This window comes from Candidatus Brocadia sapporoensis (assembly GCF_001753675.2).
Taxonomy (GTDB): Bacteria; Planctomycetota; Brocadiia; order Brocadiales; family Brocadiaceae; genus Brocadia; species Brocadia sapporoensis.
Window position 1 is genome coordinate 1 of the sequence record NZ_MJUW02000081.1, and the last position, 21,877, is coordinate 21,877.

Annotated in this window: 23 protein-coding genes and 1 tRNA gene; 2 read left to right on the forward strand and 22 right to left on the reverse strand. The window is 42.3% G+C overall.

Going from position 1 to position 21,877, the window contains the following annotated elements; translation table 11 throughout:
• Nucleotides 1-269 precede the first annotated feature (269 nt).
• The 20 genes from BIY37_RS07350 to ilvD all read right to left on the reverse strand — a co-directional run bounded on the left by BIY37_RS07350 (nucleotide 270) and on the right by ilvD (nucleotide 17,491).
• Nucleotides 270-1,919, reverse strand: a complete 1,650-nt coding sequence (locus BIY37_RS07350) for a multiheme c-type cytochrome (RefSeq protein ID WP_070067189.1) — start codon at nucleotides 1,917-1,919, stop codon at nucleotides 270-272.
• An 82-nt stretch (nucleotides 1,920-2,001) separates the two neighbouring features.
• Entirely contained in the window at nucleotides 2,002-2,238 is a 237-nt protein-coding gene (locus BIY37_RS07355; protein ID WP_179129328.1) for a DUF2249 domain-containing protein, read from the reverse strand.
• Between the two features lie 24 nt (nucleotides 2,239-2,262).
• Entirely contained in the window at nucleotides 2,263-2,565 is a 303-nt protein-coding gene (locus BIY37_RS07360; protein ID WP_070067190.1) for a cupin domain-containing protein, read from the reverse strand.
• A 131-nt stretch (nucleotides 2,566-2,696) separates the two neighbouring features.
• Nucleotides 2,697-2,927: a DUF1858 domain-containing protein gene (locus tag BIY37_RS07365; RefSeq protein WP_080324928.1), complete on the reverse strand. Its 231-nt coding sequence runs from the start codon at nucleotides 2,925-2,927 to the stop codon at nucleotides 2,697-2,699.
• Between the two features lie 36 nt (nucleotides 2,928-2,963).
• A complete protein-coding gene (locus BIY37_RS07370; RefSeq protein ID WP_070067191.1) occupies nucleotides 2,964-4,205 on the reverse strand; it encodes a radical SAM/SPASM domain-containing protein in 1,242 nt (413 codons plus the stop codon).
• Nucleotides 4,202-5,239 carry a Gfo/Idh/MocA family protein gene (locus BIY37_RS07375; protein WP_070067192.1) on the reverse strand — a complete coding sequence of 346 codons (1,038 nt, stop codon included), beginning with the start codon at nucleotides 5,237-5,239 and terminating at the stop codon, nucleotides 4,202-4,204. Before BIY37_RS07375 ends, BIY37_RS07370 begins: the two co-directional genes overlap by 4 nt.
• Nucleotides 5,240-5,241: 2 nt before the next feature.
• Nucleotides 5,242-6,135, reverse strand: a complete 894-nt coding sequence (lpxA, locus tag BIY37_RS07380; RefSeq protein ID WP_230402462.1) for an acyl-ACP--UDP-N-acetylglucosamine O-acyltransferase — start codon at nucleotides 6,133-6,135, stop codon at nucleotides 5,242-5,244.
• On the reverse strand, nucleotides 6,132-6,986 hold the full coding sequence (gene lpxC / locus BIY37_RS07385; RefSeq protein WP_070067193.1) for a UDP-3-O-acyl-N-acetylglucosamine deacetylase: 855 nt from the start codon (nucleotides 6,984-6,986) through the stop codon (nucleotides 6,132-6,134). The genes lpxA and lpxC overlap by 4 nt, the downstream gene beginning before the upstream one ends.
• 3 nt (nucleotides 6,987-6,989) lie before the next feature.
• Nucleotides 6,990-7,646, reverse strand: a complete 657-nt coding sequence (locus BIY37_RS07390) for an OmpH/Skp family outer membrane protein (RefSeq protein WP_070067194.1) — start codon at nucleotides 7,644-7,646, stop codon at nucleotides 6,990-6,992.
• Between the two features lie 2 nt (nucleotides 7,647-7,648).
• Nucleotides 7,649-9,916 carry an outer membrane protein assembly factor BamA gene (gene bamA, locus BIY37_RS07395; RefSeq protein WP_230402463.1) on the reverse strand — a complete coding sequence of 756 codons (2,268 nt, stop codon included), beginning with the start codon at nucleotides 9,914-9,916 and terminating at the stop codon, nucleotides 7,649-7,651.
• A 107-nt stretch (nucleotides 9,917-10,023) separates the two neighbouring features.
• Nucleotides 10,024-11,361, reverse strand: a complete 1,338-nt coding sequence (gene dnaB, locus BIY37_RS07400; RefSeq protein WP_070067196.1) for a replicative DNA helicase — start codon at nucleotides 11,359-11,361, stop codon at nucleotides 10,024-10,026.
• Between the two features lie 21 nt (nucleotides 11,362-11,382).
• Nucleotides 11,383-11,850: a 50S ribosomal protein L9 gene (gene rplI / locus BIY37_RS07405; protein WP_070067197.1), complete on the reverse strand. Its 468-nt coding sequence runs from the start codon at nucleotides 11,848-11,850 to the stop codon at nucleotides 11,383-11,385.
• A 12-nt stretch (nucleotides 11,851-11,862) separates the two neighbouring features.
• Complete coding sequence (gene rpsR, locus BIY37_RS07410; protein ID WP_070067198.1) at nucleotides 11,863-12,084, reverse strand: 30S ribosomal protein S18; 222 nt, start codon at nucleotides 12,082-12,084, stop codon at nucleotides 11,863-11,865.
• 36 nt (nucleotides 12,085-12,120) lie between these two features.
• Nucleotides 12,121-12,561, reverse strand: coding sequence for a single-stranded DNA-binding protein (locus tag BIY37_RS07415; RefSeq protein ID WP_070067199.1), 441 nt, complete (start codon nucleotides 12,559-12,561; stop codon nucleotides 12,121-12,123).
• A gap of 109 nt (nucleotides 12,562-12,670) precedes the next feature.
• Complete coding sequence (gene rpsF, locus BIY37_RS07420; protein WP_070067200.1) at nucleotides 12,671-13,093, reverse strand: 30S ribosomal protein S6; 423 nt, start codon at nucleotides 13,091-13,093, stop codon at nucleotides 12,671-12,673.
• 172 nt (nucleotides 13,094-13,265) lie between these two features.
• Complete coding sequence (gene pth, locus BIY37_RS07425) at nucleotides 13,266-13,820, reverse strand: aminoacyl-tRNA hydrolase (protein ID WP_070067201.1); 555 nt, start codon at nucleotides 13,818-13,820, stop codon at nucleotides 13,266-13,268.
• A gap of 14 nt (nucleotides 13,821-13,834) precedes the next feature.
• Nucleotides 13,835-14,482: a 50S ribosomal protein L25 gene (locus BIY37_RS07430; RefSeq protein ID WP_070067202.1), complete on the reverse strand. Its 648-nt coding sequence runs from the start codon at nucleotides 14,480-14,482 to the stop codon at nucleotides 13,835-13,837.
• Nucleotides 14,483-14,508: 26 nt separating this feature from the next.
• A complete protein-coding gene (locus BIY37_RS07435) occupies nucleotides 14,509-15,480 on the reverse strand; it encodes a ribose-phosphate diphosphokinase (protein ID WP_070067203.1) in 972 nt (323 codons plus the stop codon).
• Between the two features lie 226 nt (nucleotides 15,481-15,706).
• Nucleotides 15,707-15,780: transfer RNA gene (locus BIY37_RS07440), tRNA-Gln, on the reverse strand.
• A 52-nt stretch (nucleotides 15,781-15,832) separates the two neighbouring features.
• Nucleotides 15,833-17,491: a dihydroxy-acid dehydratase gene (gene ilvD / locus BIY37_RS07445; protein ID WP_070067204.1), complete on the reverse strand. Its 1,659-nt coding sequence runs from the start codon at nucleotides 17,489-17,491 to the stop codon at nucleotides 15,833-15,835.
• 293 nt (nucleotides 17,492-17,784) lie between these two features.
• On the opposite strand from ilvD, the gene amrB reads away from it, so the two are divergent.
• Entirely contained in the window at nucleotides 17,785-19,380 is a 1,596-nt protein-coding gene (gene amrB, locus BIY37_RS07450) for an AmmeMemoRadiSam system protein B (RefSeq protein WP_070067205.1), read from the forward strand.
• A 56-nt stretch (nucleotides 19,381-19,436) separates the two neighbouring features.
• The gene (gene amrA, locus BIY37_RS07455; protein ID WP_070067218.1) at nucleotides 19,437-19,988 is read left to right on the forward strand and encodes an AmmeMemoRadiSam system protein A; all 552 of its coding nucleotides are present in this window, start codon (nucleotides 19,437-19,439) and stop codon (nucleotides 19,986-19,988) included.
• Nucleotides 19,989-20,071: 83 nt separating this feature from the next.
• Here amrA and BIY37_RS13470 read toward each other — a convergent pair whose 3' ends face one another.
• A complete protein-coding gene (locus BIY37_RS13470; RefSeq protein ID WP_179129330.1) occupies nucleotides 20,072-20,230 on the reverse strand; it encodes a hypothetical protein in 159 nt (52 codons plus the stop codon).
• A 1-nt stretch (nucleotide 20,231) separates the two neighbouring features.
• Entirely contained in the window at nucleotides 20,232-21,809 is a 1,578-nt protein-coding gene (trpE, locus tag BIY37_RS07460) for an anthranilate synthase component I (protein ID WP_230402464.1), read from the reverse strand.
• Between the last annotated feature and the right edge of the window lie 68 nt (nucleotides 21,810-21,877).

The window sequence follows — 21,877 nt, forward strand, 5'->3', positions numbered from 1 at the left end:
TGGGCGATTCATGCCTAAAAATAACCTTTTTTCAGCTCGAATTGCGAAAGTCGGGTTAATATTCAATTTAAACGGCATACAAAATTACTACGACTGATTCGATGCTATGATCAATGTTTTTTCATGTACGACAGAGGGAAACCAGAAAACCGAATATTCTTCAATAGTTACGACAGAAAAAAACTGTGTTATTGAAGTAAAAAAAGGCTTAATCCGTTTTCTGGATTAAGCCTTTTTTATCGATTTTCTAAAAACTTGTTTTTTAAAACTTATTCAACCAGGCATTTCTCGCCTTCATGCTTGCATGCAGCCTTGTCTACATCGCCCGGTTTTCTTTTCCAACCCAAGAGCATATCCGTATATTCGCCGTGCTTCCAGAAGTCATAAGCCTTGTGTTCTATGCCTACCTGATTCTCAAGTGCCTTGAACCTTCTTAACCGGCTTGCCTCACTCTTTATCTGGATAAGCCAACGATCTTGCAAAAAGGCGCCTTTTCCATACGTGGCGCCATACATCGCTCCATGAGCCATAGCCTTGTACACGGCGTTGGTTATATAGACCAGCATCTCAAAGGATGTACGTTCTATGTCAGAAACGTTGTACATCCTGCCTTCACCACCTAACAGACTGAAGGTATAGTGTCCTGCATAGTCTGGGGCTAAGTCATTCGGCATGGGGTCCAGCATGCCGTCATTATAAAGATCTACCACGATCTTCATGGCCTCACGCCATTTGGTAAAGCTTATCTTTACGGCCTCATCCATAGCCTCAAATTGATCTGTCGCCCATCGGGGTGAATGACAACCCTTGCAGGTATCAACCCAATTCTGCCTGGCCTCTTTAAACCTTGGCGCCCCCCGGTCAACAAGCGCGGTACCCATATGACTGTTAATCGTAGAGGCTTTCTGAGCATTATGTTCCCCATCTTTCATATGACAATAGGCGCAGGTGGGGGTTTTGTAATTTGCGGGTTTCATAGGTTTTGTCCAATCCCAGGTGTGCTGCTCTGATTCATAAATCATTCCATGATACGATTCTTTATACATCTCATATTCATAATGATCCAAACCCGTGTGACAAATACCGCAGTTATTGGGTTTTCTGGCCTCTGCCAGAGAAAAGTCATGCCGTGTATGACAACCGTCACAACGATTCTCCGCTATGCCATGACACGTGGCGCAGGCCGTCACTTCTGCAGCCGGCTTTGCTATCTGCCACGGTGTTTCCACTATGCTTACATGGAAAGCATACGTATGGGAGCCAAATTTGCCAGCACGGTGGCCATTTTTTTGTTCGGGGTGGCACTCGCCACAATGCCGCCAGGAAGGCATATAGAGTTGCTGATGATTATTCCCGTGGCATTTATCACAACCCACTATGCCCTTTTCCGCGGTTGCATGTTTGCTTTTTTTCCACTGCGCAACGATACCTGGTGTTTGTACCATATGACACATAACACATTCTTCATGCTTAAACTCTCCGGAAACGTTTAAGTTTGGAGTATAGTAATGATCGGGGTCATACCATCGGATAAGAGGTAAAAACCCAAACAGTTTCCCAAATTTACCCTCACCTGGCAGTAGTTCTTCTGGCGGTGTGTACGTTGCCGTTAAACCACCGTGGTATAGATCTCCTGAATTATCAGGGCCAATCTTTTCGCCAGTTATTTCAGAGATAATTTGTTGAATAGTCCTCTTGTCCTTCGGATGAGGCGCCATTTCTTCTTTCTTTACAGGACGAGGAGCAGGCGTCTCTACCCTTGCCACTTCTTCCGGCTTAGCCTGAACTTCTTTTTCTCCTGCCTGTTTAATAGTAACGGCTTCTGTTTTTTTCACAGCCTGCTGTTCGCAGCCAAACTGGATACAGCCAAACAGGGCAAATACACCCATAAGGGTCACAATTCTTGTCCCCTCGCTCATCTCCTTTTCTCCTTTTCTTCAACCATGTTTGATGAGAATAAACCGTATATTTAAAACCTTCGGAACAACGAGTACCGGCTCTTTATTTCTTTGTTATCTCCACCTTCCAAACTTCAGGCCCTTGTTCAACGTATTTCCAGTCCAATTGTCCGCTCCGTTCTGCATCTAACTGATACTTTAAGGGTTTGGGGTCATGGTCATTTATAAGGATCATCATTTCACCTTTTTTCAGACCGTCAAACGTATTAAATATTTTTGGGTGCCTTTCTCTGGGTACGATACTTCTCACATCGAGAACAATGGATGGTGTCTTACTCATATCTCTCCCTTTTTTTCATTTAATTTATCCTACGCTAATAGCCAAAACTATCATTCTTTCTACACACTGCATACCTCTAAGTGTTCCCTCGGGAGCAATGATAACCATGTCCTTTTTCATATCAATTTTTTTATCTCCGAGAGTAAATACCCCTTTCCCTTCTTTTACGTAAAAAATACCCACGCTTTGTCCACCATGGGGCGGAATTTCTTGTCCGGGCTCCATACAAATAAGCGGCATTTTTACCTTTGGCGAAGCGTAAAGAATATTTGGAATAAAGTGTTCTTTGTTAAATTTAATTTTGTTTTCTAAATATATCGGCTCCAAGGTATAAACGCACCTCCTCACTAATATTCATGCAATAGGTAAGGTTATTTCAGGATGACAGGAACATTACTAAATGTCATCCGAAAACAACAGAGACTCGAGTCTCCATTACAATAGAGAACTGATGATTCTTACGGAATCTTGCTTGTCTCTTTTTGAGCTGCTTCATTTAGTTCTTTCACGAATTTATCAACATCCGTGTTATGCATCATACATGCGAGGTTAATGTCTTCTGTGCCAAAAGAAGGACAATCGAAGCATCCTTTTCCGAAATATTTTGTAAAAACTGCTTTCGTTGCAGGATATTTCTTTGTTACCTCACCCGTGCTCATTTTCTTTGTGATGTGAATTTCGTTGTCCATATTTTTCCTCCTGTAATGATAGAGAGCGTTAAAATACTATCCTACCCCTGCAAGGGTGATTTCCTGATCGGCAAGTTCGACAGGCGCGATATCTTCTATTTTTACCGGTAACCGCACATTCTTTGGAAGCGGATCAATATATTTTTTCCGGTATGCCTTGCTTTGCATACGGCAGGTGGGGTACCGCTTGCTAAAGTCAGGATGCGTTACCATTTTCTTCCAGATTTCCTGAATGGGCATGTCACGCACATTCCCGAAATTGATCGGGTTAAAATCACAGGGATTAATATCGCCGTATGCCGTCATATAAAATTGTGACTGTGCTCCATAACAACCCACACCACGCGGTGAATTGATAATCGACATACAATTGATTCCCATAGGATGGTTCATTTCATGATACTTTTTCGTCAGGGCAATTAATTGTTTCCGGTCTTCTGCCGTTAATATCTTCGATGTGTCCTTCAAGAACCGACCTGATGGAATACAATCAAAAATCGTTACCTCTGAAAATCCCTGTTCCTGTGCGATTTTTAAGAGTTTTTCAACCTTTCCTGTCTTGATGCTTTCGCCGGTTGCATAAGTAGAAATCCCCGTCAAGATGCCCGCCTTGCGGCAACGTTCTGCTCCTGCAAAGGCTTTCTGATAGCATCCTGGCACCGCTCTGAACTCATTGTGCAGTTCAGGTTCACTGCTATCTATAGAGATATTTAAGGAAAAGAGCCCTGCCTTAGCAAGTTTTTGGACATTCTCTTCGGTAAGGAGCAATCCATTAGTAAAAATCATAGAGATTGCCTTGGTTTTATCCACATAGTGAATAAGATCGTAAAGCTCTTCACGGAGCATGGGTTCTCCCCCTACGTAGATAACGAGGCTTGCACCAAGATCTAATGCACCATCAACTACGGTCTTTATTTCCTCTACTGTAAGCTCTTTTTTTGCAGGATCAATAAAAGGATCTGCACTACAATGAATACACTGACACTGACATTTATGGGTAATGGCTAAATTCGCCGTAACAGGGAATGCCATCTTATACAGCATCATTCTCAACTTTCGTTCAAGAAATCTCATACCTGCCTGACTGGGAAATGGTGGATTGTACAGGTTGTAAACGTGCATACCCTGAATATTAGCAATTACCTTTAAAGAATTAACTTTTTCAAAAAACTGATCCACGTAAGGTTGCAACATTTTGCCCAATACTCCTCCGGCCTTTCCTGCAATTTTACCCTCACGAATCTCAGCGTCGATATGTAAAAAATCGAACGACGTCATAATTTGTCCTCCCTACTCTTTGCATTGTGGATTAATTTGAGATTTTTTTCTATTTCGCACACAATATCATTTGCGACCTCAATAGCCTTTAATCCTTCTTCTCCCGAAACAACAGGCTCTTTGCGTCCTACAACACAATCAACAAAAGAGCTGAGTTCCTTTTTTAGTGGTTCACAATCATCCATTTTTATATGCTCCACTTTTAATAAGTCACCAAACACATAACTTTTCAAATCGGCAATGGTTGAGACATCCATTTCAGAAAAATTTAAAGCCTTTAACGTCAACTTGGACGATTTTTTATATATTAATGCATCCCTTTTCTGATAATCAATAGAAATATATGAATCCTCAGAGAACAATCTCATTTTACGCATCGATGTAATTGATACCCGACTCGCGGTAACATTCGCTACACAACCGTTCTGGAATTGGATACGGACGTTTGCAATGTCCTCTTTATCAGAAATGACATTTACTCCCACGGCATCAAATTTTTTTATCTTTGACCCCGTTACGTGCAGGATTATATCGATATCATGGATCATCAGATCAAGCACCACACCGATATCTGCAGAACGAAAGGTAAACGGACTCAAACGGTGGCACTCAATAAACCGAGGATTGATTGCGAGTTTTTTTATCGCATCTATTGCAGGATTAAACCGCTCAATGTACCCTGCCTGAAGCACGACTCCTTTTGTTTTGCTCATAGCAATTAAATCCTTCGCCTCCTGTACTGTGCCTGTCATGGGTTTCTCAATCATGACATGAATTCCGTTCTGAAGAAATTCTTTTGCTATAGCGTAGTGGGATTTTGTAGGAACTGCTATGCTCACAGCCTCTACCTGGTCAATCACCTCCTTATAGTTTGAAAAATATCTCGTATGGTAGCGCTGTGCAATTTTCTCTGCTTGCTGAGGCTGGATGTCAACGACCCCAACCAGAGACACCCCTGGCAGTTCCGCATAAATTCTTGCATGCTCCTTTCCCAAATGACCAACGCCAATTACCGCAACCTTTAAATCAGACATAATCAAGTTGCCATTGCCGCCGGGTATCGAAAAGCCTCCCGATACCTTCCGAACTTACCCTTGTCGATATTTTTCAGAAAGGTAACCAGATACATGACCTCAGGAGAAACATCTTTATTATCTTCCAATGCTTCCAAGATATTTCTCCTGTTCAATTTGCCTGAACGGAATATTTTACGAAACGCCTTTTTGATTTCATTAATTTGCCCTTTTGAAAATCCTTCCCTCTCTAATCCAATGACGTTCACCTGACGTATCTTTGCAGGGTGACCTTCGATAATCATATACGGCGGGACATCCTGAACAATCCTGGTATGGCCTCCTACATAAGCATATCGACCAATAGTCACAAAAGGTTGTATACCTACAAGCCCCATTAGCTTGGCACATCTTTCTACCGCAACGTGTCCGCCCAGGAGCACCCCATTTGCCAAAAGCACATTATCCTCGATAATGCAATCATGAGCAATGTGCGAATACGCCATGAAAAAATTATTATTGCCGATTACCGTTTTCTCACCGCCTCCAGCCGTACCTTTGTTAATGGTTACACCTTCCCTTACCACATTGTTGTCCCCCATGATTAGGGAAGTTCGCTCACCACGATATTTTAGATCCTGCGGTTCAGCCCCCAAAATAGCATTAGGGTGAACAATATTGTTTTTCCCGATGACCGTAATACCTGCTACAGTAACATTGTTCCTTATAACAGTTCCTTCTCCAAGCGTAACGTCTTTGCCGATTATACTATAAGGGCCAATTTCTACCTCTTTGCTCAAAACAGCATCCGGGTGCACAATAGCCGATCTGTGAATCTTCAACCTGTTTCCTTTTTTGTAAATTTCCAATACTTTTGCTCTTTTCTCATTGCCACGCAATAATTCTTTTCGAATCACAGATTGTTTACAATCATTTCTGCTAACCGAACATTCAACGAATGCCCGGACCTCTTTGCAATAATACGTCCCTGGATAACGACATTAGCCAAATAAAGATCCCCTATCAGATCTAAAATCTTATGTCTTACCAGTTCACCGGGAAATCGCAATTCTGCAGGTCTCTGAGAAACTGGTTTTGTCATTGTACCATCTTCATGCACCATGATACTATTTTCATCAGTAACCCCTTTCCCCAAACCAAGCCGCCTGAACTCTTCGATATAGGTACTTAACCCAAACGTCCTTGCTGATGCAATTTCCCTGCAAAAACTTTCTTCTGTAACCTCAATATCATACGTTTGTTGCTGAAGAAAGGAATTGTTAAAATCCAAAGTATATGACAATGCCAATCCTTTTTCGTAAGGAATTGCCAAAATACTTGCATTTCCGTTGTTAACCCCCATGGGTTCTTTGACAACAAAAACCTTCTTTACGCCGCCCAGATCAACAACCTCCGCTTTTTTCAGAATTTCAACAAAAAGCTGTGCACTCCCATCTCCCGCCGGAACTTCGCTGCCATTTATTTCAATTTCGATATTATCAATTCCTAACCCTGCCAAGGCCGCCATAAGATGTTCTACGCACTCAACCTCTGCATCCCCGCGTTTGAGAAATATGCGCCGGTAGTTGCTTGATAAAGAGCCAACGTGCGCAGAAATCCTTGGTCGATTTGGTAAATCAACACGAACAAACGATATCCCACTATTTAACAACGCAGGCTTAAAATGAAGCGTTGTATTTTCCCCCCGAAACATTCCGATACCGGCGCATCCAATTTCCTGCCCGATCGTTTTTTGCGTATTGACCACAAACTACTTTCCCTTGGTTCCTTCAGAAAATCGTTTATTCAAGTTATTGATTATCCGATTGGTAATATCCACTGAATCAGAATTATACAGGACTGTTTTGATTCCGACCTTGAACTGCAATTCAGAAATCCCGCTACTCTGCAACTCTGGCTCTTCTTTTTTGATAATCAGATCGTATTGTTCCCGTTTCCCTATATCTTCTACTTCTTTACATACTTCTGTATAGAGACTTTCAAAATAGTCCTTGTACTTCTTTGCAAGACTCTTTTCTGCAAATTTCGCATACGATTCGAGCTCCATGTTTTTTTTCTCGAAGGTTTCTTCGTCTTTTTTTCTGGCCTCACTCCCGAAATCTAACAATTGTATCTTTTCGCCAAGGCTCACCAGTTCTTTTTTTCTATCTGTGACATTTTTTTGGTATTGTTTTTCTTGCTCTTTTAACTGTGCATCAAATACTTTTCTCTTCTCGTACTTTTCAAACACGGCATTTAAATCAACAACCGCCATCTTCAACCCTTTCGATGCAGAAGCTGCTACCTCGGGCTCTTTCGCCTGAGTCGTATTCTGCAACCACGGAAACAAGCACAAAACACTTGCCACTATGCAGAGAATACCCTTTCCCATACGTCTCTTTTTCTTAACCGTTTTCGCTACTTTCATAATCAAAAACTACTACCTCCTCCAAAATTAAATGTAAATGCTTGTGTATCATCCTTGTCTTTTTTTATGATGGGAATACCATAATCAATAGATATCGTAGAGCGACCAAGAAAAGGAACATTAAATCTCAGTCCAAAGCCCGACGACAACCTAAACCGATCAAAATTGATATCACTAATGCTTTCGTCAGCCTTTCCACTGTCAACAAAGATCGCTGCACGAACCATATCCTTATATATGGGGACAAGGTATTCCGTGCTCATCAACATCAATACATCTCCTCCGATCTGATCACCTGTTTTCTCATCAACCGGAGACACACCTCGAAAACGGAACCCGCGAATAGAACCGTAACCACCAGCATAATATCTTTCAAATATAGGGACAACATCTCCCGAAGTCGACTTCACGATACCAAATGTTCCCCCGTAAGAAAGTACGTGTTTACCCCATTTGGGGACTTCAAAGAGGGTGTTGAATTTCGTTGCCTGAAATTTATATTTCACAATATCCACATCCAACCCTGCAACCTCTATCGAAGATTCTCCCTGGTATCCTTTCGCCGGTGCATAGATATTATCCGTTCTGTTTATATTTGCTGACAATGTCATACCTGCTTTCAAATAGCTACCTTCTGCATCAAGGACGTCCTGTGGCGTGTTTTCCGTATCATCCCGCTTTGTAATATCGATAACATCAAATTCGGGAGTCAATTTTACAAAAAAACTTCTTTGTATTTCCCTTCCCACGGAAACCGATGAGCCCATTTCCTTTTGCGCATACTTACGATACCACCGAAGGTAATCAAATAAACTTACCCCCGCGCTGTATGGAGAATCAAACACTGATGGATTTGTCAAAGATGCCATGATTTCCGTCCTATTAAAACCAGGGCTAAATCGTAACGTTAATACCTCACCAGCGCCACGGAAGGCATTCCCCTGCAAAAAATCATCCCAACTTTTTGGCAAATCCGTGACGTCAAAGTTCCTGTCGGTGTAAGAAATATCTCCGAACACTCCGACGTTTGCTCCAAAACCACCACCAAAACGCAACATTCCCGTTCGTCCCTCTTTTACATCCACCAGGACATTTTGTTTGTCAGATTCAGAGCCTTGTTCAAAGTTAATTCCGGCTGGCATTCCTGACTGCATATCGAAATACCCTGTATTGGTAAGTCGTCGCTGGCTATCACGGATTTTTTCCGTATCCAATTTTTCACCGGGATAAAATGTTAATTCACGACGGATAACATTATCCCTCGTTTTATCATTTCCTGTTATCTTAATCTTTTCAATATAATACCTGTTTTTCTCTTCTATAGTAAAAAGCACATTCACCTTTGCCCCTTCCGAACTAAATGTATGCTTTTCTTTAACAACGGTTGTAATATACCCCTGTTCTCCATACATCAAACGGAGCTGGTAGGTGTCCTTCTCTACCGCGTCCAAGAAGAAGGGGCCTCCTTCTTGTAGTTTTAATTTATTCTTTAATTCCCCGTCGGTAAACAGAGCAGCGCCTTCTATGGTTAAGTTTTCAACGGAATATCTTTCACCTTCTTTTACATGAAGGGTAATATACATCTGCCTGTCGTCATCCCTATATGCTATTTCCCACCCGACATCAACATCGAGCCATCCGTTATTCATGTAAAATTCTTTTATCTTTTCTACATCGGCTTCAAACTTTTTTGCGTCAAATCTTCCCGGAAATATAAAGGCAGGAAATCGCTTTTGTTTGGTTTCCATCAGTTTCAAAAGCTTTCTTCGTTTGAAGCCGGTATTTCCTTCAAACGCTATCCTGGAAATACGAACCTTAGGGCCCTCATCAATGTTAAATATAACGATGGTTTTCCCATCCACGGTTTTACTCTCCGCATGTACCTGTACCCGGCTGAAACATTTTTTTATGTAAAGTTCCTTTATTTTATCTTCATCCAATTTCAGCAGATAATACTTTAAATAATCCCCCTTTTTCACCTCAATTTGCTTTTCCAGTTTCTTGGTTTTAATCTTTTCGTTCCCGACAAATTGTATTTCGTCAATGACAGCCCGCTCAGTTACAACAAATATAAGCTTCAGCCCGTCTTTTAGCTCTTCCAGTTCCACTTCAATATTATCAAAGAATCCCATCGACCAGATAGCATCAACATCCTGGCTTATCGTTAATGGGTTGTAGCGATCGCCTTCCTTTGCCCGAATACTGCTCTTAATCGCTGCCGGACTGATTCGATGTGTTCCTCTGATTTCAATTTTTTTAATAAATTGCACCGCTTTTTCCTGAATCTCAGCACAAAATATCACTTCACCTCTTACGCACAGAATTATAACAAGCACCGCGATGAAGCTCGTCGCTTGTAATAAAATCCTGCAAAACTTCATTTGTTACCTACAGAAGCTAAATTCTCAAAGCGCATATATTGGGAGAGAAACGCTAATTTTATTACCCCTATAGGTCCGTTCCGCTGTTTGGCAATGATGAGCTCTGCTGTTCCGTCCTTTCTTTCAGGATCATAATAATCCTCCCGGTGCAAAAGAACGACGACATCCGCATCCTGCTCGATTGATCCCGATTCGCGGAGGTCGGACATTCTGGGTCTATGTCCTTCTCTGGACTCTACCGATCTGTTCAATTGTGATACAACAATCACCGGAATCGACAACTCTCGGGCAAGGGACTTTAAACCACGGGAAATTACGGAAATTTCTTGTTGCCGGTTTTCAGCGCGCGGCGCTTCCATTAATTGTAAATAATCTACTGCAACCAACTGAATATTATACTGGGCTTTCAATCTCCTCGCTTTTGCACGCACTTCCAATACGGAAAGGCCCGGCGTATCATCAATAAAAATCGGCGACTCGGAAAGCGACCCCAGCCCGTAAGAAAGATCGCTCCACTGTTTATCCTCTAAAAAACCCTTCCTTAGCTTATGTGCATCTATTCGCGCATGAGAACAAAGCATATTCTGCGCTACTTGCTGTGCCGACATTTCCAATGAAAACAGCACAACCGGCTTCTTGTCTACCACCCCTATATGTTCAAGAATATTGAGCGCAAGGCTTGTCTTTCCCATGCTCGGTCTGGCTGCAATGATAATGAGCTCTGACGCTTGCAATCCACAGGTAAGATCGTCTAAATCGTAAAAACCGCTGGATAATCCCGTTAATCTGTTTTGTCTATCGTGTAGATTTTCAATACGGCTAAACGTCTCTTTAAGGATTTCGTTTAGCTTTGAAGAAGCGGCATTAAACTTCTTTTGGGTAACGTCAAAGATCGCCCTTTCTGAACTATCAAGCAACTGCCCGGTATCACTAGATTCACTAAATGCTTGTTTTTGTATATCTGCTGCGACCTCGATAAGGTTTCTCTTTATCGCTTTTTCACGTACAATATTTGCGTAAAATTCTACGTTTCCTATTGTAGGAACTGCCTCTTCCAGTTCCATAAGATATTCTGTACCGCCAACCTTTTCCAGCAACGAACGCTTTTTTAGCTCTTCTCTCAGGACAACCAAATCAACCGCTTGTCCCTTGTCATAGACCTCTACAATAGTCTGATATAATTCCTGATGCGCCGTTTTGTAAAAACTGCCCTTGCTGAGTAAGGGAATGACCAGGCTTATAACTTCGTTATCCAGAAGCATTGCCCCTAAAACACTCATTTCGGCTTCCACACTTTGAGGCAATGTGCGTTCAAGCAGAGACTCTATAGCCATTATTCCTTCCTCAACGGCAAACTAGGCTTCTTCCGGTTCGGCCGTTTCTTCTCTAACTACCGATACTTTACACGTTGTCTGTAATTCAAAATTGAACGCAATCACAACATCAAAATCACCACATTCTTTTATCGGGCTATCAAGCTTAACCATCTCATGATTGACCGGATATCCTTCTTTTGCCAGAACATCCGCAATGTGAACGGCTGTAACAGAGCCAAAAAGTCTGCCTTCCTCGTTTGCTTTTACAAGAATGGTGCAGGAAACTGCGGAAATTTTTTCTAATATCCCCTCCAACTGCTTCCTTTCTTCCTTTAACTGTAACTCCATCTTGACCTTCTCTTTTTCTATCTGTTTTACATTGGCAGGAGAAACCGTCGTCGCCAATCCTTTTGGCAACAAATAATTTCTTGCGTACCCTTCTTTTACCTTTACAATATCGCCAATTCTGCCAAGTTTATCTACATTCTTCTTCAACAACAATTCCATGATTATCTCCTTCTATGCCACATATGGAAGCAATGCCATAAATCTCGCTCTTTTGATAGACACCTTTACGGAATGCTGATGACGAGCACAGTTTCCGGAACGTTTTCTCGAAAAAAGTTTTCCCTGACTCGTCGTAAGTTTTGGTAAATTTTGCGAATCTTTGTAATCTACCTCTTCAACTCCCATCCTGCAAAACCGACATTTGCTTGTTTTATTAAACCTTCTTTTTGTCATATCCCCTACCCTTATTAAAAATTCCACAAAAATACGCTAAAACGGTATTTCCTCATTATTAATATCAAGATGAACATCCTCAGGAATTCCGTCCGGTTGTTTGGCCTCCTTTGCGGAGGCGCCTGCTTCATCCACAGAACGCTTGGCAGATCCTCCGATAAATTGAAAATTATCCGCAACAACACGAAGGGTGCTCCGCTTTTGTCCATCTTTAGTTTCCCATTGATTCAATTGCAAACGCCCTTCGATAAAAATCGGATTTCCTTTACTAAAATATTCTCCTACAACCTCAGCCCTGCGTCCAAAAACATTGATGTCAACATAGCAGACTTCTTCTTTCTGTTCACCCGTTTTCGCGGTCCATGCCCTATTAATTGCAATCCCAAAGCTTGCAACCGCCAGTCCCGCCGGAGTGTACCTCAACTCTGGGTCTCGAGTGAGATTTCCCATAAGAAATACTTTATTCAGACTCGCCATACCCTGCTCCTTTTGAAAAACTTATAGAAACATATCTTTCATCCGTATCGTGTAAACCCTACGCTTCATTTTGATTGACCCATAAGTACGGCATACGTCTTTAAAAATTCTATATCGTGTCTGCAACCTCACGGGACATATCGCCTTCTCTCAACGATTCTTTTATAACGGTTTCTGGTATTTTATCAATATTCTTTTCCGCCGATCCTTCTGTAGTAGCTATTTGAGAAAGCTCCTCAATCTTGTCATCTTTTACAATCAAAGAACGAATAATATAATCTGAAAGCTGAAAATCCCTTTTTATGGTTACAATGGCTGAATTTTTTGCATTAAAATGAATCAGCAGATAGGTTCCTCGTTTATGTCCCTTAATTTTATATGCCAATTTTTTTTCACCCCATTTTTCCGTTTTCAGGATTTCAGCCCCGTTTTTTTGCAGGATATCATGGATATGTTTAACCACAACATCCCACTCCAGACTGGCGTGTGCATTATCGAGCAAAAACAACCCTTCGTACATCCTCAACTTCATTCCCTCCTATATTTAAAGTTTTTACTTAATGACGAAACCTTTTACCCCTTATCATGATGATCTTATAAAACCTTTTCCCCTTAACGGGTTTTTTCACTACAACCCTTCGTCTTTTCTGACTTTGAGAAATTGGCTGCGGCTTTGCAACGCTACGAATCCTCTGCCGGGCTTATTAATTAAACTGGTTCATACATGTCTCAATCCCTTCAAAAATCCAAGTTTTCAAAACCCGGCAAACCTTTTCGATGACCTCTTGAACAACGAGTTCCTCGTCTTCGGAAAAGGGGTACAAAACATAGTTACTTATGTTTCCTGATGCAGAGCGTCCTATTCCCATTCTTAATCGGGGGAAGTCCATAGTCCCAAGAGAATTTGCAATTGATTCGAGCCCACGATGCCCACCAAAACCGCCGTTCCGTCTAATCCGTATTTTTCCCAACGGCAAATCCAGATCATCACCCACAACCATAAGATCTTGCAGTGCACACTTATAGAAGGCTAAAGCCTCTTGTACCGCCACACCGCTCATATTCATAAATGTCTGTGGTTTTAGCAGAACAACTTCTTCCCCCTCTATAATTTCCTTGCAAAAAAGCGAATGAAATTTTTTCTGATTACACGCTGTTTCAAGTTGCCATGCAAACCGGTCAATTGCCATAAAACCAAAATTGTGTCTCGTCTTCAAATATTTTTCTCCGGGGTTGCCCAGACCAACGATAATTTTCATTCATCCACACCACATCAAACCTTTTTCTCCGCCTCCGCTGATTCTTCTCCCTCTTTTGGCTTCCTGACAATAACCTCTGGTTCCGCCAGGAGTTCTTCTTCAGTCACAGCCTTTTTCTCCACAGCTTGGTGCACAGACACAACAACAGCTTCCGCATCAGATATGTATCGAATACCTTCCAATGCAGGCAACTCTCTTACATGTATCGCCTTTCCAAGACCCAAATCCGTCACACCCACCTTTATCATTTCTGGTATAGACGTTGGAAGACATTCTATCTCTATATCTTTCATAACGTGAGTCAATACGCCACCCTCCTTTACGCCGACAGACTCTCCGGCTAATTCTATCGGCACCCTCAGCTTTACCCTCTCATCCAAATCAATGCGTGAGAAATCCACATGAAGCACACGATCCACAACGTGATCGTATTGAATTTCTTTGATAAGCGCAGACTCCTTTTGATTATCGTAGGTTACGTAGAGCATCCTTGTCCCCGTGTGCAAAATACGGACAAATTCGTCTTCCTTCATGCACAACATAACATTGTTCTGTTTGTGGCCATACAACATTGCCGGAATCTTTCCGGTCATTCTTAGTTTTCTAACTGCCTTACTCCCCTTGGTCGTCCTTTTTTCTGCCTTTAGTTCCAGGATTTTCATCCATTTTACCTCCAAAAAACATAAAATTACTGGACAAAGAGAGAACTCACCGATTCATGACGATGAATTCTCGTTATCGCATCTCCCAAAAGTCCGGAAATAGATAACACTTTTATTTTACTGTTTAATCCTTTCGCTTTTTCGTTCAGCGGTATCGTATCCGTAACTACAATCTCCTTGATCGGCGCAGCAGACAATTTTTCCACTGCAGTACCACAGAGCACCGGATGGGTAGCGCCAACATAAATATCTTTTGCCCCGCGTTCTTTAAGCACATTAGCAGCCTGGGCAATTGATCCACCGGTAGCAATTAAATCATCAACCATTACGATGTTTTTATTTGCTACGTCTCCTATTACAAACCCAACCTCTGTCTCTTCCGGCCCTATCCTGCGCTTATCAACAATCGCCATCTTTATTCCCATTTTTTTTGAATAATTTCTGGCTAATTTTATTCCACCCACATCAGGTGTCACCACCACCAAATCCCCGGCATTCAACTGTTCAAAATATTTTGATAACACAGGAAAGGCAAGTAAATGATCTACCGGAATATCAAAAAAGCCCTGGATTTGTGCGGCATGCAAATCGACTGTAAGTGCGCGGTCGGCACCCGCTTCTGTAATAAGGTTTGCAACCAATTTTGCCGTGATGGGGACACGCCCTTCGTCTTTTCTGTCCTTCCGTGCATACCCATAATAGGGCAACACCGCGGTAATGCGTGCAGCGGATGCCCGTTTTAAACAATCAATAAATACCAGCAACTCCGTCAAGTTCTCATTGACCGGCGGGCAGGTAGGTTGTATTAAAAACACGTCAGCCCCGCGTACATCTTCATTTACTTTCAGGTCAATTTCACCGTCAGGAAAACGGCCCACATAAGCATTTCCCAGATGAATCGATAGATGTTCACAAATTTTCTTTGCTAAAGAAGGATTTGCATTTCCCGAAAAAATCTTCAAGTGGTTTATTTCTTCCAACCTTCTTTTTTTATCCATTGCATCCTCTCATATCTTTCACAAAAAAAGACATATCTTTCTCCAACCTCCAACGCGTCTTTGATATCTGCATTATTTCTTCATGCCTTGCTTGGTTTACAGCCATCACTCCCTGCAGATCATTATCCCGCACACATCGAACGTATCAGCGCTCCCAAGACCTTCGGCCATCTTCCCTTCTTCGGCAAAAACCACACGAAACTTCGTTCTTTCCTATAAAATACAATGGCTACCCGGGGAGGACTCGAACCTCCAATGAGAGAACCAAAATCTCTAGTGTTACCATTACACCACCGGGTAGCATTCATTTCAGGAGTTCTTCGATACACAAGGCAAAAGAATATGGCCCCTGCTATTCTGCAACAAGAACCGCCCCTTTGTCTGCAGAGGTTACACATTTCGCATATCTGGCCAATAAACCCTGCGTGATTTTTGGCTTTGGCGGCACCCAACGCGCCTTACGCTTTGCAAGCACCTCTTCTGTGACGTGTAAATTCAACATTCTCTTAGGAATGTCGATGAATATTTCGTCTCCGTCCTCCACCAACGCAATAGGACCACCAACCATTGCTTCCGGTGACACATGCCCAATGCAGGGCCCCTGAGTGCCACCCGAAAATCTCCCGTCAGTAACCAATGCAACAGACTCCCCAAGACCCATACCAACAAGCGCCGCGGTAGGCGACAACATTTCCCGCATCCCAGGCCCCCCGCGCGGTCCTTCATATCGTATTACCACAACCATGCCTTTCTTAATCTGAGAATTCATTATCGCTGCCATTGCGGTTTCTTCACTATCGAACACCTTTGCAATGCCCTTAAACTGCATCATACCGGCCGACACGGCACTCTGTTTAATTACGGCACCATCAGGAGATAAACTTCCATACAAAACAGCAATTCCGCCTTCTTTATGATACGCCTTTTCCTTTGCCCTGATAATATCATCATCATGAATTTCTGCCGCCTTTGCAATCTGCCTGGTAGTTAAGCCACTCACCGTGGCACAGTCGTGCAAATCGCTGTATAGCCGTTTCATAACGGCCGGGATCCCGCCCGCATAGTATAAATCCTCCAGCAAATATTCACCGCCAGGCTGCATGCTGGTTATATGCGGAGTTCTCGCACTAATCGAATCGCACAGCGGTAAATCGACTTTTACTCCAGCCTCTTGTGCAATGGCAGGAATATGCAAGCATGAGTTGGTTGACCCCCCCAGTGCCATATCAACCATAATGGCATTCTCAAACGCTTCTTTAGTCATAATTTTTCGAGCGGTAATACCTTTTCTTACCAATTCAACCACCTGTTGTCCGCTTTTATAAGCAATCCGTTCCTTTTCAGAAGAGATAGCCAACGACGCAGCGCATCGCGGCAACGACATTCCTATTGCCTCGGTAACACATGCCATGGTATTGGCGGTATAAAGCCCCTGACATGAACCCGGTCCGGGACAGGCCTCCATTTCAAGACAAGAAAGTTCCTCTTCGCTGATTTCCCCTTTTCGCCTTCTTCCTACCGCCTCAAAGGTATCTTTTACGAGAGAAAGCTTTTGTTTTCCGGAACGCCCGGAAATCATTGGGCCAGCCGTTAGAACAATACCAGGGATATCCAGCCTGGCAGCCCCCATCAACATTCCTGGTGTTATCTTGTCACAGTTCGTAAGCATGACGAGTCCGTCTAAGCAATGAGCGCTTACAACACACTCAACAATATCCGCAATAAGATCCCGCGATGCGAGTGAATACCGCATACCCGCATGACCCATCGCTATTCCATCGCAAATACCAGGCACACCAAAAACAAAACTAACGCCGCCACCCGCATGAATCCCTTTTTCAATCGCTCTTTCAAGCGATCGCATATGCACATGTCCGGGAATCAGATCGGTAAAACTACTGGCTATTCCGATAAAAGGTTTGCCCAAATCATCCTTATTTAAGCCCGTGGCATACAAAAGCGCCCGCGCCGGAACACGCTCGAGCCCCTTGGTAATTTTATCGCTTCGCAAACGTACTTTTCCTTTCAAATTTAAAACAAGAACCAATTTCAATGAGACATGCAATACTATACCCAAAAGCCTTATTATTATAGCGAAAAGCTTTTTAATGTCAATTTAAAACTCCACTATCCATCCGTAGATTTCACTTGACTTTAACACAGGTTTGGGTATTATTCACACGATATGTCTTGCTGAAATTGCCGCAATACAAAGTGATGAGGTAAATACCCACCCAGGGTCTTTGAATTGCGACCCTTGATAATGGGAGGGTTATAATTTTTCAATGTATAGAATCCAGGTATATGAAGTTAGTATATATTTTATTAATTCTGTTTATTATCCTATCTAACTCTCCAACATTGCTTGCGCAAACTGAACTTATCGAGGTATGGGAACCGCAAGCTGCCGGGCGTTTTTATCCCGATAACGAAACTATCCTGAAAGATCAGATAAATAGTTTTTTTAAAACTGTTCCTGCGCCAGCGCTGAACGGGAGACCTGTCGCTATTATTTCGCCACATGCGGGTTATCAGTATTCTGGCCAGGTAGCAGCTTACGGATATAACGCTATCAAAGGTATCGATTATTCAAGAGTCATTGTTCTTTCACCCAGCCATTTTCGAAATGGAAAACGATTCCGGGGCGTATCTATTCTTAAGACAAAAGGCTTTAAAACACCGTTAGGCATTATCCCTGTAGATCAGGATGCATGCAATCAGCTTCTTGACAACTCAAAGAATAAGCCTGCCAATTCCTCCCGTAAGGGTATACCACTTTTTGGGACATATGAAGGCGCCTATTTGGGAGAACATTCCCTGGAAACCCAGTTACCTTTCTTACAGATGTCTCTGAACGCCTTTCAATTGGTTCCTATTATGGTCGGCCTATTGATCGAGGATGATTTCGATCGGATTGCAGACGCCATACGACCACTGATTGACGAAAAAACGCTCCTTGTGATAAGTTCAGATTTTACGCATTTTGGGGAAGGTTATGGTTACACCCCCTTTAAAAAAGACATAGAAAAGAACATCGCGGCTATGGACTATGGTGCATTTGAAAAAATCCGAAATAAGGATTTTGAAGGACTTAAAAAGTACCGGAAAGAAACGGGAATAAACGCTTGTGGGATCATGCCGATTCAGTTGCTCCTTAAATTATTACCGGATACTGTATCGGGCGAAGTATTAAAATATGACACATCCGGGCATCAATCCCACAATTTTTCTTATTCCGTAAGTTATGCGTCTATTATATTTACAAAACCCGCGGGTACAAAATCTGGGCGTATTTTACCAGAAAAGGAAATACTCGAAACCCGCCAGATTTCCTTAACAAAGGAAGAAAAATCGCTGCTCCTGTCTTTGGCCAGAAACACGCTGGAAACCTATGCAAAAACCGGTATCCCACCAAAACCAAACCAGATAAACAGCCAATTGACCCCAAATTTAAAAGAAAAATGTGGCGTTTTTGTCACGTTAAAAAAACATGGCAGGCTTCGCGGATGTATTGGATATCTCTTGCCTAGGGCACCCCTCTTCCAAGAGGTTATCGAAAATACGATAAATTCCTCTTTCTGCGACAGGAGATTTAACCCAATAGAGGCAAACGAAGTTTCTGATATTACTATAGAAATTTCTGTTCTAAGCTTTCCAAAAAGAATAATAAAGCCGGACGATTTTGATGTTGGCAAAGAAGGCATTCTTATACGGAAAGGACATTCCAGTGCTGTATTTCTTCCGCAGGTTGCGATAGAGCAAGGATGGGATAGAGCAGAAACCCTTTCCCACCTTTGCCAGAAAGCCGGACTATTAAGAGACACATGGAAGGGCACTGATATGGAATTTTATACATTTACTGCGGACGTGTTTCATGAATCCCCGAAATCCCGAATTTGATTTCTTATAACACACAGATTTTTCCCATCTGTTTTAACCACAAAAAAGATACTCCCTTGGATGAACAAGCGAAAAGACTTCTTTTAGATATTGCAAGAAAAAGTATCAGGGCGGCAATAAAACTGGAACCAAAGCCTCTCGTATCATGCACCCATTCTGATCTGCTGGAGAAACACGGTGTTTTTGTCACATTAAAAACACGCGGTCAACTTCGGGGCTGCATTGGAATCCTTCAGTCTGACCTTCCACTCTATCAGTTAGTCTCCGAAATGGCGGCGGCCTCGGCAGCAGACGATCCACGATTTGAGCATAATCGCATCACTCTTTCGGAACTCAACCAACTGGAGATTGAAATCTCCATCTTGTCTCCATTGACGTGCATTATTGATCCACTCAATTTTGAACTTGGGAAGCACGGTATCTACATTAAAAAAGGAATCCGATCGGGATGTTTTTTGCCTCAGGTGGCAGCAGAAACTGGCTGGAACAAGGAAGAATTTCTCTCCTTTTGCTGCTCACACAAGGCGGGGTTGCCTCCCAGCGCATGGAAGCAGAAAGACATTGAAATTTATGTCTTCACCACAGAGACAATCAAAGAAAAAGAATAGGGGCACGAATCACCCTTATCCTTCGCAAAAAACCAAGGCAGCCGCTAAGGAAAGAACCTGCCGTTAACGATTACACAGAATTTTCACTTTCCTTTTTCAAAAATTCTGCCCACATAAAAAACCATAACACCCAGGAACAAAAGGAAGATTTCTGTCTTCATGGAATCCTTTGCGATGCCAAAATACAGGGCGTTCAATGCCAAAATAATTCCCATGACTTGCAAAATCTTTGCAAAGCTCATTTCATGAATTCCTATAGGCGCTTTTTATAACGTCCCGCTCTCGTGTTAACTTTTCAGCAATTTCTATTGCCCTCAGCAATCCTTTCGCCTTATTCACCGTTTCTTCATATTCCTGTTCGGGGACGGAATCCGCTACAATTCCAGCTCCAGCTTGAATATACGCGTCATTTCCTTTAAGTAAAATCGTTCGAATCGTTATACACGTATTCATATTATCAAAGAAATCAAAATAACCAACTGCCCCGCCGTAAGGCCCTCTCTTTGTAGGCTCAATGCTATCGATAATCTGCATCGCCCTGATTTTCGGTGCGCCGGATAACGTACCTGCTGGCAGGCATGCCTTCAGCGAGTCAAACGCATTTTTGCCCGCTTCCAGTTCACCGCATACGCTGGAGGTTATATGCATAACATGGGAGTATTTCTCAATAACCATCTTTTCATCAATTTGCACACTTCCAAAACGAGACACCCTTCCCACATCATTTCTTCCTAAATCCAAAAGCATGATGTGCTCTGCCCGTTCTTTAGGGTCATCAATTAGATTCTGGGCAAAACCCTGATCCTCTTCGTCGTCTCTCCCTCTGCGTCTGGTACCAGCAATTGGCCTTACAACTATCTTCTTTCCTTCAACCTTCACCATAACTTCAGGTGACGAGCCAACAAACTGTACATCACCCATCTTAAGGTAAAACATATAAGGCGACGGATTAATTACACGCAAGACTCGATAAATACTGAAGGGGTCGGCTTTCGTCTGTATTTTAAATCGTTGAGAAATTACCACCTGAAAAACATCGCCCGCACGGATGTATTCTTTACATTGATTTACCGCTTTAAGAAAGTCAGACCTTTCGAAGTTAGAAGAAAACACAAGGTTCGTTTCCTTTTCGGTCATGATATCATCGCTTAATGCCATAACGGGCGTTCGCAATTTTTCAACAAGGCAATCAATTTTACTAACCGCCTTTTGGTATAAATTTTCCAAATGACTATCATCAATCATTGCGGTACAAACAACTTTAATGGTTTTTGTTACATGATCAAATATGATCATCGTGTCATAAAACATGACATGGATATCAGGAAGTGATAAATCATCTCTGGGAATATTTGGCAACGATTCATAATAACGAATCGTGTCATATCCAATATACCCGACACCACAGCAAAAAAACTGTGGTAAACCATCCAATTGTGCTGGTGTGAAAGATTTTACCTCACCATACAAGATAGCCAAGGGATCCTGTGCATGTACTACTTCATTTGGTTTCCCCCGGCGTTTGATTTCTATACGAGTGCCAAATGCTGTAAATTCAATAAACGGGTCAGAGCTCAGAAGAGAATAGCGGGAAATCTTTTCACCGCCAGAAGCACTTTCAAGCAAAAAAGAGTTTTCCGTATCGGCAATCTTTTGAAATGCAGATACCGGTGTAAGGGAATCTGCAAAGAGTTGCCGATAAACAGGGACAAGATTACTTCCGGCAGCCAACTGTTTAAATGTTTCAAAGCCAGGGTAATATTGCTTCATCATTTCAATAATAGAGTTAAAAAAAATGGGTGTTGCAAAGGCAACACCCATTATGTCGATACAACTAATACATTTGTGACCATCAAACCAAAATACGTGCAGATGATCTATCCACAGTT